Here is a 12,729-nt window from a genome sequence, read left to right on the forward strand (position 1 = left end):
AGCCATCCACCTGACCAACACGCGGCAGCCAGCGTGGTGTTGTTTCTCGGGCAGATGAAGCTCCCCGAAGATTGGTATGTGGGCACGGGGCAGAGTTGTCGGAGGTGTGCTTCGGCCGCGTGCCGGCGCGATCATTCTTCTGTGTGGTGTGGCTGCCGTCGCCGAATCGGGATGACCGCAGCGCTGGGGTTCGCCAGCGCCTCCCGCAGCACCTGGTTCTCCAGCGTGAGTTGATTCACCGCCCGGACAAGCGCGGGGACGTCGGCCCGAAGTTGGACGAGTTCGGCGTTCTTGTTCGCGATCGTCTTCTTCAGTGCGGCAATGGTGGCCCGGAGTCGGGTCTCGACTTCCGATGGCGCCCCGCGCTCGGTCACCCGCGCGTAGAACTCGTTCTTTAAGTCTGTATGGCGTTGTGGCAGAGCGTTTCTAGGGACATCTGCCTCCAGGGCGAGGGCGACGATCGTGAGCGCACCGTTGGATCGCTCGGCGGTGCCGGACAGGATGCGGTCCATGGCGACGCGGATCTGGTCGCGCTCGTCGGTGTTCATCCTGCGTCCTCGGTCAAGGTGATGCGGGTGCGGTCATGAGTGTCGGCATAATCTCGAAGCTTGTCGGCGTTGGTGCGCAGCCGGTCACCCAGCGGACCGGGAACCCGGGCGGCTCGGGTGTCCATGACAGTAGCGCGCTCGCGGAGCTGGATAGCGTGCTGATCGGTTCGGATAATGTTGCCGCAGCCGGGGACGCAGTGGTCCAGGCTGGGTGTGTCCTTGACCCCGTCGCGGTGGCAGAGGGCGGTGGCCCGCTTGTAGTGGCAGAGCAGCAGTGCGTGCGGGTTGTCGTAGATCATGGCGTCCTCGTTCGCGATCAGCCGCCGGGCGGTGGTGGCGGTGATGACTGTGCCGACGAAGCGAGGTGCGGTCGCGGCGGCATTGATTGCGCGCCGGGCGGCCGGACCAGACACGCCCTCACCGGACCCCAGGCTGTCGTGGAGGTTGGCGACGGTGTCGGCGACCACACGGGCGGTCTCGATGTCGATCAGGTCCTGGATCCCGCCCCGACTACGAGCCGCATAATTTCCCGATACGGCCGTGCGAAGATGCCCATACTGAATAGCCAGCGCGACAAGGCCGTTCGGGCGTCGTGCGATATGCCAGGCAAGGTTGTAGACACCCTTCAATGCTGACCGTTGACCGAACCGGGGGGTGGCGCGGCTCAGCTCAGCGGTGCCTCCTTCGTCCGATGTGAGTAACGTTCGCTGCAGTTTGAGTTTCTTCAAGTTGGGCATTGTGAAGGCTCAACCGTTGGATCTGTGCCACGGCCAATTGGAGCTGTTGTTTCAGCTGATGGTTCTCTCTCTTCAGCTTCGCATTCCGCGCCGCGAGCCTGACTTCTTCGGTTTGCCTGGCGGCCTTGACTATCGGAGTCGTTCGGCGGTCGGCAATTTCTTGCGCAATGTCGGGGTAACGACGGCGGAACGTCGAGTTCGGGAGGCCGAGTAGGCGGGCTAATTCCAGGACGCTGGGGGTCTTGCCGCGTTCCTTGCAGGCAATGGTCAATTCCTGGAATCGTTTCCTGACCAGAGCGTCGGAGACGTCGGGGCCGTTGCGCGTCATTCTGGCGAGTGTTCCTGTCCGTTGGCTTTGAGGAAATCGACGATCTTCTGCCGTCGCCGGGTAAGGAGGGTCTGGAGGCGCGGGGCAAGTAGGGGAACTTGGCCGAGATGCTCATCGATCCGGGTGATCTCGGTGCGCCAGACGCGGATGTTCTCTGCTGTCAGTGCGACGTTCTGGCAGGCCAGGGGCTGGCATCCTCCGTGGGCTGGGAGGTCTTCGCTGTTGCCTCTGCGGGCCTTTTCGCAGAGCGCTTTGGCCGGATCGTTCACGCAGGTGATGTAGATGCCGGGATAGATCGCGGGGTCGTGTCGCTTCATGATCCTCTTGAGTCGATGCGCGTCGAGGACGACCTGTCCCTCGAACTGGGCGTGGTGGCCGAATTCGGTCAGGCGGCGTGCGGCCTCGGCCGAGGACGGGCCTGCCAGGTTCACGTGTTGATGGGAGTCGATCATCTCCATGTAGACCTCGCCTCGCGCGATGGCCTGCTCGCTGTCGACCTCGGCTCGGAAGCCGGAGTCGCTGGTGCCGGCGTAGCCCTCGAACATCTGGATGCTGTGGTGGCGGTAGTGGAGTGCTCCAGCAACGACGCCGCCGGGGTGTCTCGCAATAAACCAAGCAAGGGTGCGCCGAAAAATCCGGGTTTTCAGACGCAGGGCGCCGCTCCCGGCGGCGATCGTGTCGGTGCGGCCGTGTTGCTGGCAGAGGCTGTTGACGAAGTCGACGAACAGGTTGAGGTTGTTGTTGGTGGCAGCGACGCCGATGGCTCGATCTTTCCGGTCTCCCTTTGCTTGCCCGGGGACGTGTGGAAGTGCGCCCAGAAGGTAGTCCTGGCCAGGCTCTTGGAGTTGTTCGAGGACGCGGACGGCGCGGGTGACAGGATCGCAGACGGTCCAGGTGGCGTCCACCCCGGTGACGTCGTTTTCGCCTTTGAAGGCTCGGCTGTGAATTTTCCAGCGGTAGGGTCGCCCGTCTTCGTCGCGTTTGACCTCGACGCAGCCGCGTTTGATGTGTTTGATCTCGACGTCCCTCATACCGCTGAGGAAAGCTGTTGTGATGTAGCAGGCGATCTGCAGGTGGCGGGCGAGCGCGGCCAGGCTCGTGGGCAGGGCGTGTGAGGTGTTGATCGCGGTAACCCAGGGCTTGCCGTCGAGAGTACCGGTGATGGCATCGGTGTCGATGAATGCGGCGTCCGCTATGCCGACGGCGGCGGCCGCGGCGTCGATTATCTCGCTCCGACTGGAGATGTCTCGTCGGTGGCAGCCGATCAGTGCGGCAAGGCGGGTCACGTTCGGTTGACCTTGATAGCCCGGCAGCGGCCGCCGTTCTGCGACGTGACGGTCCAGCAGCTCCTGGAGACGATGGTCAACACCATGGTGAGACACCGGGCGGGGGTTGCCGGTGCGTTCGGAACGCCAGAGACGGTCTGCTGCAAGAATATCCGCGGAGAAGTCGTCGATGAATCGCAGTGCCCAGACCAGGAGGGGGCCGAGAACGTCTTCGGGCAGCCGATCTGTTGTGTTCTCCCGGTCGCGGCGTGGTCGGTCCTCACCCCATCCGTCGAGGTGTAGGGGATCGAACTGGAGCCGGTCGGGTCCCAGGTGGCCTCGCCAACGCCAGAGAAGGCGGACCGCAGCTCGCGCGGCTTCGCGGGCGCCCCTGCGGCGGGGGAAGATCTTCAGCAGGTGACGGTTGTAGGCATCCAGGTCGGTTGGTGAGATGGCGGACAGCTCGTGCAAGTGTGCGGGCCATCTCGCATCGAGCCAGATCAGGAAGCGTTTGATTTCCCCGAACGCGGACCGGACAGACGCAATCGCGCCGTGTTTCTCGCCGATCGGCGGCTCCAGGTCCTGGCAGAGCAGGCTGTAGAACAGGCGCCGGGCCGCCGGCCGGAATCGTTCCGGCAGCGTGAGAAAGTCGATCACCACGGTTCGTTCCTGAACCTGGACGATGGCCGGCTTCAGGCGCCAGACGTCGTCGCTGAAGCGCGAGGTGTCCGCCAGCTGGACACCGGGCCGCAGGGAGCGTCCGGCAAGAACGAAGGCCGTGGGCAACGGGGCGGAGGCGAGCGGCCCGCTGGCAACAGTACTCATGTTGTCTCCCACGGATTTTCGACGAGATCGAGCAGGGCGTCGGGAACCTGTTGCTGTCGTGCGCGGGCGACTTCGGCTTCGCCGAACTTGCCGAGGATGTCACGGCGGACAGCGACCCAGGTGGATCCGTAGCGCTTCCACCACTGTTCCTCGCTCAGATGACGCCGCAGCCGGTTCAGGGCGTCGAGCAGGGACAGCAGACGGGGCAGGTGAGCGCGGGTGATCAGGCAGTTGCCGCAGTGGAAGCAGAGCAGGAACGAGTCGCCGCATGTCTTGCCGGTTTCGGGGTGATGTGCGAAGTCCGCGCATGCGCTCCATGCCGTGTCGAGTCGGCCTTCTGCGAGGTCGCGTGCGGCGCCTGGTTCCAGGCCCGCCCGGTCCGGCCCATCGGCGCCGGGAAGAACGGTCGGACTGCCGCGGCGGGCGGTGACCCTGGCATGTGCGGCCCGCGCCGCCTCTTCAGCATCGGCGAGGGCGCCGGCGATGACGCCCTCGGTCCAGTCCCGGGTTCCCGCGTCGGGCTTGAGATAGTTGGCGTAGAGGACTTGCGCGGTGTTGGTTTTCGCCGCCGAGGGCAGGTGCCCGCCGAGCTGTCGGGTGCGTCGGGCGTCGACGGTGGTCTTGAAGCTGATCCGGAGTGGCGCAGCCAATGGTGCAGTCTCCGGACCTTCCGCTGTCTCGCGCTCAGCACCGGCGATGGGATCGGACAGCACCGGCTGAGGTCGGGTTTGCGCCCACTGCGTGAGCTTCAGTTGCCCGCTTGCCCGCAGGTCTGTGGCGAACGGCGCGTAATGCTCGTGGTGGGTCCCTGTGATGTTCGTGCGCTGGCCGTTGCGCCATAGACAGATTGCGGCCGACGATCCACAGATGTTGCGGCTTCGGGCGGTGAGTTCCAGCAGCAGCAGGTAGAGGCCGCCCGGGGTGTGTAGTTCGCGTGTTTTCGGGCCGATCTCCCAGGTCGCCTTGTCGAACCAGCGGTTGGCGCCGCGGCGGCGTTTGGTCAGGTCGACCTCGACAGCGCGGCCCTCCAGCAGTCGATGCTCGGCGGGAAGTTCCTTGAGCGTCTCCCCGTTCCGTTCGGTCACGATCGCCATCAGGATCAGAAGCGGAGCAAGGTCGCCCCAGGTCAAGAACAGTTGAGAAGCGAGTTCTCGGCGCTGTGCCCACTGCCTGAATCCTGTCCCAGGCGGAACAGCGCCGGTGGCCGCGAGATCGGTGAGGATCTGCGCCCGCCCGCGCTGCTGCGGCGGAACACCGTCGGGGCCCTCCCGCCATTGGCGGATCAGGTTCTCGTTGGAGCGGATGCGGCGGGCGATGCGGGCTGTGTCCGCTCTCGCGGCAGCGGTCAGTCTGCGCATCTCGCCGGTCGAGTAGCCTCCGACCGCTTCGCTGTTCGGCTTGACCAAACGGCGTGCCAGCGCGTCCCGGGCGTCGGCTGGGATCTGGTCTCGGACCTTCTCGTGGCCGAACAGCAGCTGAAGTTCGGCCATGTCCATGTGGCGTGTGCCCGCCGCGGAATCGGTGCGGGTGTGGAAGACGTTGACGTGATGGCGAGCGAGCTGCGCAGGCACCGCGGGCAGCGGGTCGATTCCGGCCAGGAACTGGGTCCACCGGCCGACTGACAACCATTTGCTTTGTGCCCCAGCCAATGTGCGGATGCCCCCACCAGGGCCGGTGCGCAGTGCGAACGCCTCGGCGAGAAACGGGTGCCAGCCGGGCATCGGCAGCTTCCCGACGTCGAACGAGCCCCGTCTACCGTCCTCGCCGTGAAAGTCGACGACGAGTCCTCCCGATGCCGCGTGCCGAACCGGCGCCGGCGCTTCGTAACCCTCCTCGGGCAGCGCCGAGGGGCGGTAATGCCCTGTACTGCCTCGGCCCCGACGTGTCACTCCTCCGCCTGGACCAGGTCGGTCGGGGGCTCCTCGGTGCCCAGCAGGTCCGTCGAGGTGTCACGCGGGTCCTCCCACTGACTGGGCACCAACGCCATCCGGGTCTCCATCTCCAGTTCCTGTAGGGCGTGCAGGTAGATCATGGTGGTGGTGACCGATCGGTGTCCAAGTCGACGGCGAACCCAGTCCAGCGGATCACCGAAGATCCGCTGATAGTGCAGCCGCTGGTCCGAATTCATCTCGGCGAGTGCGGCGATGTGCCCGCGCTGCAACTGCTCGAGAGTTACCACCGAAAAGGTGTGGCGTAGGAGATGGGCGTGTCCGGCCAGGTCAACGCCCTGCTCGGAGCAACGGATATTCGCATCTCGGAACATGTCCTTCCAGGTAGACAGGCTCAGGGGCATACCACTCTCGCCCAACCACAGCATCGCCGATTCGAGACCATCCTCGGTGTCCACCACGAGGCGCCGGCGCTCGACGGGGTTCAGGTCTCGGACGTCTACCTTCGTGCGGCGTTGAATGCCGCTCGTGCATACCGCCTGGTGGGGAGTGCTGGGGTCGGTGATGACGAACGGTCGGCGGATCCCCTGGTACTTGCCGGTGGCGCGGGCCTCTTCGACGACAGCGCGGCGGTCCTCGATCACATAGGACGTCAGATCTCGCCGCACCGAGGCCGACACGTAGATCCAACGGGCGGACCCACCTTTGGCGATGGCTTCCGGCAGCCAGAAGCGGCTGTATCCAGCAGGTCCGGGGCCGGTCGGCACCTCGAGAACCAAGAGACTCGCCTGCTCGTCCAGCCTCATTCCGGTGCGGACCATGAGATCGCAGAACGCAGCGTTGCGAGAGGCCCACCTGCCACGGAAGTTAGTGCGCTGCAACCCATCACGGTCGTAGCCGAGCACACCGACGTCCCGCCACTGCCGGTAGGAGGCGGGAGGAAACCACTCGATGGTGTGCTTCCCGCCGTCGTGGGCGTAGCTTGCCGGAACCTTCTCTGCCCCCGCGTCACGGTGTCCCCGCCCCTGCGCTCCTGGAGAACTGTGACGGCCTGCTCGACTCTCCCTTTGCGGAATAGGAATCTCCGCGACCCAAGACTTCTGGCTGGCGTACTTATAGAACTGAAACAGGTGGGATACGTCCTGACTCCACGTGTCGCCGCCAATCCGCGGCCCCCGGAGGTCATGCCGACGCCAATAGAGGAAGGCGTCGTGATCGCTTTCAGTCGCATCTCGCCAATTGGCTCCCCGGGTTCGATGCAGGAAGTTGAGGAACGCGCACAATGCGGTCGCCCTGTTCCGCTGGCTATTGATCGGTCCCGCCAAGAAGTTCACCCTATGGAAATGAGAGTTCAGATCGGTGTCGTAGGAGAAATCCGGCCCGAGAATGAATGGCGTCCCGTCCGGAATGCCCATCTCGTCGAGCCATAGCTCCCAATCCTCATCCGTGTTCGCGGCGTGCCAGGAACGAGGCGAGGGGTGCGGCAAATCCCTCGAAGTGAAGTGGACCGACCAGGCCCGTCGGGATAACACCGGTAGCACCGTACAGCACTCCGGTCACTGACCAGGCATACACAAGCGAGGATGTGCAGTACTGGTCCGCTCGCCCGGATCAGCAGGCACTCGACCAGATGTCAGATAAGTTGCCGGCGTTGGTGTCCGAACGGCAGGGCCGCTACCGCTCGCGGGTGATGCCGTTGCCGCTCACGGTGTGTCGGCATCTGGTGTGGCGGGCGGTCGGGGACCCGGCGGCTGTCGCGGAGCTGCTCGCGCCCATAGTGTCGATCGGGAAGAAGCGCGGAGCCGGCCACGGCCATGTGCTGTCCTGGACCGTCGACGAAGCTCCGGAGGCGGACGGATGGGAGTTCGCGCATCTGTATCCCGACAACAGTCTCGGACGCACCGCACCGACAGAGTGCCTGGACGGAGCCAGGGAAGTGCCGACCGGCGGTGTGGGGCCGATGGGGTTGCGGCCGCCGTACATGCATCCGAATAGGCGAGCGCGGGTGCTGCTTCCGGCAACTTGACTGGTCAGGTCTCGGCCAGATGTTGTAGAACCAGTTTCCGTTTCCTGCGATGAGCGGATCGTGGCCCATGTGCATTCCGTTGATGTACTCAGTCGGTACTGGTTCGTTCCGAACTCCGACGGTGTATCCGCAGCCACGATAGAAGTCGATTGTTCCTGGGCCCTCGTCGTCGGGCACGAACCCGTGCAGAGATTTCGCGCCCTTGCTGAAGGCGGTCCGTCCAGCGTCTTCGATCAGGGCTCGGCCAAGTCCGCGGCCGCGGTGACTGGAAGCGACCGCGATCTCCTGGATGAGCGGGCACCGAAGCATGAAGTTTCTGACCCACAGCAGTCGGGTCGATCTTGTCGCGGAAGATTCCCAAATTCGGTGATGTATGCCCAGTCCGGAGCTACGTGACTCGCTGCGACGAGTTCAGGACCGTCGTAGATCCCATTCCAAAGCTCGACGTACCTCGGAACGATCTGGCGGTATTTGTGCGCGACGCCCAGCCCGTCGATGGTTCCGTGAATCCCGCCGATGTGCTGCTGGAACAGCTTCACCGCAGCTCTATGGCGGTGCGGCGAGGACAGGTCCGCAATCTGCGGATCACCCGGGATCAAGTGTGAGGGTGCTGTGGTCGAGGTGTTGAGTGGGCCGGTGGTGGGCGTCGCCGCACACTCTTGTCCGGCGGTCGCCTCGACCGTTGCCGCCGCGAAAGCTTCGTGCCCACTGGGCTCCTATCGGTAGTCGGGTGGAGCATTCCGGCCGGTTGCGGCCGACGTCTCGGGTCTATTCGGTGACCGCGTTGACCTTTTCGCCCTGGAGCATCGGGGCGTCGGTGGGGCCTTTGATGTAGGGGCCGCGCCAGATGATGCGGTGCACGCCTTCTTTCGGGTAGTACTGGTTGACCTTGTGCATGCGGACGGTCCAGCGGTGCCGGTACTTGCGTGGGATGTTGGGGTCGTCGGAGAGTGTGTCGGCGGGCGTGACGGCGCGGGCTTGGACGACGCGTACGTCGTGGTGGGGTCGCCACCGGGCGCGGGCGTCGATTCCCTCGCGGTACGGCCGCTCTGTGGCCTGTTTGGGCTGTTGGAGGAGCCGGGTCAGCGCGAGCAGGTACTTGGGCATCCACACGCCGAGAATGTGGCCGGTGACGGCGTCACCGGAGTATTCCCCGATCACTTCGGCGGAGGGGACGGAGGCGTCGACTTGCTCGAAGGTGGGCATGGGGGTGGTGTCGGTGGTGGCAAGGGCGGCGTAGCAGTGATGGAACGGGACGATGCTCGGGTACCGTTCCCCGCGCCGACGGGCGATCGCGACGTCGTGCAGGTAGTGCTGGCGTTTGATCTCGCCGGCGCCGTCGTACCAGGCTGTGATCATCGCGGCCTGGTGCTGTGTTCTCGGGCCTTTGTCGCCGCCGATGTAGACGGTGCCGAGGCGCCAGGACAGCCCAGCGATCTCGTCGGGGAGAAGCCCGGTGCTCTGCTGGAAGACCACTGGTGAGGGGAACAGCACGAAACCGTGGTGGGAGGGGAGGTCTTCCTCTCGCCATAGGCGCAGGTCTTCGTCGTCGAGGGTCGACGCTGCCGCGATGGCCATGGCGTGCATGACGGGCGAGACCACGAACAGGTCCGCAGCACGCATCGTCGTGTGATCGCGCATGAGTTGCATCTGGGCGTTGGCGTCCGCCGGTTGCGCATTGTTGAGCACCTGCGGATCCAGTTGGAAGAGGTTAATCGACTCGAGCGCGCCCGCGTGGGCGGCGGCAGGGTGACCCTGTGCAGTGAATGTTTTGAATCGGCTCTCGTAGAGCTGTTTTGACGACAGGATCGTACTTTCGAGCAGTAGCCGGCTGTTGGGGATGATCTCGACGACCTCGGCACGTAGGTCCGCGGCCTCCCTTGCTGCCCTGGTCACCGACCAGGAGCGTGAATCGTCGACATGCCCGTCACCGCGACGCTTACCCGACACCAGATCCCCCGTTCTGCCATGTCCACTCGACGGCACGCGATGATACCGGGATTACCGCTTCGATCATGGTGTCAACGAGAACGACGACGGAACGTCTACGGCTGGGGCGGCACCGGCGAGTGGACTGGTGATCCACCGTCAGACCTCGGTGCGGGTGCGGATCCGGACGATGGACAGCTTGGGCCGCTGCTGGCCGAGCGCGGCCATTCTGTGTGGGTACTTGGTGCGCCCGATTCGGTCTACGAACAGGGGCAGGTCTCCGAGCTGATGTCATCGCCAGATCCTGGCAGACGTCCCCGACAACTTTCGCAGTGCGGGCGGTGCCGTGAGCGCAACGTTGATTGCGGTCACGGCGTCACGATATGCCCGCGACTCTCTTGGCTGGCTGTTGTTCCCATCCCGTGCCCCGGCACGGGATGTGGAGGTGGCGTTTTGGTGCCTTGTAAGGCTTGATTCCGGGGTGGGTTTGTGGGCATGTTCCGCCTCTAATTCTGTTGTTGTGCAGCATTGTTCGGCTTGTACGTGTCGGTGGTGTGCGCTATGTTTTCGGTGTTCCCCAGTTGATGTGGGGCGGAGGGGTTGACCGCCTCTCCGCCCCATCGAGTCCCGGGTTGTGCCCGGGGGTTTGGAGTGGTGATGTCTGTGGACATTGCGGTTGCCGGAAACGTGACGAGCGGGGCGGGTGCTGTTGCCCCGGCTGGTGGGGTGTTCCCGGTGGATGGGGTGTTCGTCGAAATCCGCGAGGGCGGGGGCTGGATGGCGGGGTGGTTGGTCGCGGACCGTACGGAGGTGGCGGCGTTGTCGGCGGCGCGTGCCGCTGATGCGGCGGTGGAGCGGTGGGTGTCGGTGGCGTTGGTGCCGATGTTGCCGGATGCGCCGCCGTGGTGTGGTCGGGTGCGCTCGGATCAGGTGGTGGTGGCGCCGTTGCAGCGTCCGGTGCCGGTGTGGTGGGACCGGGTAGCGGGACCGTTGGCGCAGGTGTTGGCGGAGCGTCGGGAGACGCGGGCGCTGCGGGAGCAGTTGACGACGACGCAGACCGGGCACACGGAGTGGATCGAATCGCTGGCCTCGGATGCTCGGGAGTGGGCGGACGACAACAGCCTGTGCGGTCAGTTCGATCGGTTCATGGAGGAGCACGGTCTGCAGGGTCGCTACCGTGACTTCACGGTGGACGTGTCGGTGTCCATCACGCTGCCGGTGACCCTGACGATCTCCGCTTCGGGTGAATCCAACGCGGAGGACAAGGTCGACAGGTACGACGTGGAGGAGGCGTTGCGACACAGGTTCTCCGAGCATGAGGACTTCACCGTTGACGACTTCACCGTGCAGAACGTGACGGAGGACTGAGCGGCATGAGCAAGCACATGATGACGGCGGCGCGGATCGATCTGGACGGGCGCGCGGAGGTGATCGACCTGTCGGCAGCGGCGAGCACGGGTGCGGCGATCCGGTCGGCGATCGGGTGCCGCTGGTTCGACGTGGTGCGGCTTGGACCGGATCTGGTCGACGACGAGGGCGCGACGCTGGCGGATGCACAGATCAACGTCACGGCGACGACAATTGCGCGGGCGCACGGGGCGATCCGGCAGCCGTTCTGCGGGGTCGCGGTGTTCACCTCCCACGACGGGGAAGGCGCGACTGTGGGGCTTCCTGACGATCTGAAGGATGCCCTGCTGGCGGGCGCGTTTTACCGGCCGAGGGTGATCCGATGAGCGAGGAAGGAACCCCCGCGATGACAACCGCGACCAGCATGAACGACAGCATTCCGACCCCGCAGGTGTACATGTCGCAGGCAGAGCGCGCGCTCGAACGCGGCAGCCACTACATCGAGGAATCGATCTGGGTCTACCTGATGCGCGACTGGGGCGGCACCGATCGGTGGGTGCTCGACCCGGTGACGGTGGACGGGCACGGGCTGGACTCGGGCCTCGAGAACGGTGCCCGCAACAGCGAGTGCATGTGCGAGGACCAGACCGAATGCAACGCGATCCGGGCTCGGATGGACCGGGCCGCTTTGCCCACGGCGGGTGATCTGCTGCACCTGTTGGCGGACTCGCTCGGGTACATCCTCACCAAACGCTGACCAGACGCCACTACGGGCGGCCCACCTCGCGCTGGCCCGACGGGGAGGGGAGCTGCTGCGGCTCCCCTCCCGGTCCGGCCACCTCACGGACAGCTCCGGGAACGCGACCAGATCGCCCTAACCTGGTGCCCCAGCACAGGATGGGTGGGTGGCGTTTTTCGTGCTCGAACGCTTGATCTCGGGCTGTTACTGTGAGGGCTTTTCGACATCAACTCAATTGTTGCGCAGCTTATTTCGGCACAGGCCCCTGCGTGGGCGGAGGTGCCCACGTTCTTGCCCTCCATCGCGTGGTGCCCACCCGGCAGTCGTCGCCCCGGCCACGGTGCACACCCGATAGTCCTGAACTGAACGCTGGAGCACGCCTTCCACGCCGCTCATTGACGACCGCACCCGTCCGGGTGGTGGCCCCGGTGCCCGGTCAGGCGGTCGTGGGACAGAGACCCGCCGCTGACCCGTGTTGCCCCGCCTGACGCCGGTTCCCGCGAAGCGGGCCGTGGCTCGGCCACGCAAGGAGCAAGACCGTATCGACCTGCTCGCACACCGGCCTGGGTAACACCGGTCACATAATTGGTATCAAGGATGAGAATTAAAGTACGGTCAGGTCATGCAGCTCACCCGGTTCACCGACCTCGGACTGCGGGTCGTCATGCGGCTCGCCGTTGCCGCGGACGGTGATCGTCCCGGAAGCCGGAATATCGCCGACGAATTGTCGGTGTCGTACGCACACGCGGCGAAGGTGATCACCCGGCTCGCCGAGCTCGGCATCGTCGATGCACGACGCGGACGCGGAGGTGGCCTGGCCATCACCGAACTCGGCCGCACCGCCTCGGTGGGATGGCTCGCGCGTCGCCTCGAAGGTGAGGCAGAAGTGGTCGACTGCGACGGCGCCAATCCGTGCCCTCTGCGGTCGGGTTGCCTGCTGCGGTCGGCGCTGCGCCGCGCCCAGGAAGCCTTCTTCGAGTCACTGGACACTCTCACCATCGAAGACCTCACCCAGTCTCCCACCCGAACCGTTCTGCTCGCCCTGCCCTGGCGAGTCGGCCCAGATCCCGAAATTTCTTCCATGATCGGAGAATGA

Annotated in this window: 13 protein-coding genes and 1 pseudogene; 6 read left to right on the forward strand and 8 right to left on the reverse strand. The window is 65.2% G+C overall.

Annotation, left to right across the window (positions count from 1 at the left end; translation table 11 throughout):
* Nucleotides 1-131: 131 nt before the first annotated feature.
* The 6 genes from PSR88_RS39500 to PSR88_RS39525 are packed head-to-tail and all read right to left on the reverse strand — an operon-like array spanning nt 132 to nt 7,007.
* Nucleotides 132-548, reverse strand: a complete 417-nt coding sequence (locus PSR88_RS39500) for a hypothetical protein (RefSeq protein ID WP_016881377.1) — start codon at nt 546-548, stop codon at nt 132-134.
* Nucleotides 545-1,276, reverse strand: coding sequence for a hypothetical protein (locus PSR88_RS39505; RefSeq protein WP_342338988.1), 732 nt, complete (start codon nt 1,274-1,276; stop codon nt 545-547). The genes PSR88_RS39500 and PSR88_RS39505 overlap by 4 nt, the downstream gene beginning before the upstream one ends.
* Nucleotides 1,218-1,613 carry a hypothetical protein gene (locus PSR88_RS39510; protein WP_016881379.1) on the reverse strand — a complete coding sequence of 132 codons (396 nt, stop codon included), beginning with the start codon at nt 1,611-1,613 and terminating at the stop codon, nt 1,218-1,220. Before PSR88_RS39510 ends, PSR88_RS39505 begins: the two co-directional genes overlap by 59 nt.
* Nucleotides 1,610-3,703: a hypothetical protein gene (locus PSR88_RS39515; protein ID WP_016881380.1), complete on the reverse strand. Its 2,094-nt coding sequence runs from the start codon at nt 3,701-3,703 to the stop codon at nt 1,610-1,612. The genes PSR88_RS39510 and PSR88_RS39515 overlap by 4 nt, the downstream gene beginning before the upstream one ends.
* Nucleotides 3,700-5,592: a hypothetical protein gene (locus PSR88_RS39520; RefSeq protein ID WP_016881381.1), complete on the reverse strand. Its 1,893-nt coding sequence runs from the start codon at nt 5,590-5,592 to the stop codon at nt 3,700-3,702. Before PSR88_RS39520 ends, PSR88_RS39515 begins: the two co-directional genes overlap by 4 nt.
* Complete coding sequence (locus PSR88_RS39525) at nt 5,589-7,007, reverse strand: hypothetical protein (RefSeq protein ID WP_016881382.1); 1,419 nt, start codon at nt 7,005-7,007, stop codon at nt 5,589-5,591. The genes PSR88_RS39520 and PSR88_RS39525 overlap by 4 nt, the downstream gene beginning before the upstream one ends.
* A 215-nt stretch (nt 7,008-7,222) precedes the next feature.
* Here PSR88_RS39525 and PSR88_RS39530 point away from each other — a divergent pair, with 215 nt between their 5' ends.
* Nucleotides 7,223-7,618, forward strand: coding sequence for a hypothetical protein (locus PSR88_RS39530; RefSeq protein WP_237723966.1), 396 nt, complete (start codon nt 7,223-7,225; stop codon nt 7,616-7,618).
* A gap of 132 nt (nt 7,619-7,750) precedes the next feature.
* Here the strand turns inward: PSR88_RS39530 and PSR88_RS39535 are convergent.
* A pseudogene (locus PSR88_RS39535) lies at nt 7,751-7,927 on the reverse strand (GNAT family N-acetyltransferase); the annotation flags it as partial.
* 83 nt (nt 7,928-8,010) lie between these two features.
* On the opposite strand from PSR88_RS39535, the gene PSR88_RS39540 reads away from it, so the two are divergent.
* Nucleotides 8,011-8,223 carry a hypothetical protein gene (locus tag PSR88_RS39540; RefSeq protein WP_237723968.1) on the forward strand — a complete coding sequence of 71 codons (213 nt, stop codon included), beginning with the start codon at nt 8,011-8,013 and terminating at the stop codon, nt 8,221-8,223.
* A 163-nt stretch (nt 8,224-8,386) separates the two neighbouring features.
* Here the strand turns inward: PSR88_RS39540 and PSR88_RS39545 are convergent, their stop codons facing one another.
* A complete protein-coding gene (locus PSR88_RS39545) occupies nt 8,387-9,514 on the reverse strand; it encodes a hypothetical protein (protein WP_016881385.1) in 1,128 nt (375 codons plus the stop codon).
* A 690-nt stretch (nt 9,515-10,204) separates the two neighbouring features.
* On the opposite strand from PSR88_RS39545, the gene PSR88_RS39550 reads away from it, so the two are divergent.
* From PSR88_RS39550 to PSR88_RS39565, 4 genes are all read left to right on the forward strand, one after another.
* The gene (locus PSR88_RS39550; RefSeq protein ID WP_037196485.1) at nt 10,205-10,915 is read left to right on the forward strand and encodes a hypothetical protein; all 711 of its coding nucleotides are present in this window, start codon (nt 10,205-10,207) and stop codon (nt 10,913-10,915) included.
* A 5-nt stretch (nt 10,916-10,920) separates the two neighbouring features.
* Nucleotides 10,921-11,280, forward strand: coding sequence for a DUF3846 domain-containing protein (locus PSR88_RS39555; RefSeq protein WP_016881388.1), 360 nt, complete (start codon nt 10,921-10,923; stop codon nt 11,278-11,280).
* Nucleotides 11,281-11,300: 20 nt separating this feature from the next.
* Nucleotides 11,301-11,651, forward strand: coding sequence for a hypothetical protein (locus PSR88_RS39560; protein WP_016881389.1), 351 nt, complete (start codon nt 11,301-11,303; stop codon nt 11,649-11,651).
* Between the two features lie 604 nt (nt 11,652-12,255).
* Nucleotides 12,256-12,729 carry an RrF2 family transcriptional regulator gene (locus PSR88_RS39565; RefSeq protein WP_016881390.1) on the forward strand — a complete coding sequence of 158 codons (474 nt, stop codon included), beginning with the start codon at nt 12,256-12,258 and terminating at the stop codon, nt 12,727-12,729.

This window comes from Rhodococcus sp. DK176, assembly GCF_038447315.2.
In the GTDB taxonomy this organism is placed as follows: domain Bacteria; phylum Actinomycetota; class Actinomycetes; order Mycobacteriales; family Mycobacteriaceae; genus Rhodococcus_F; species Rhodococcus_F jostii_A.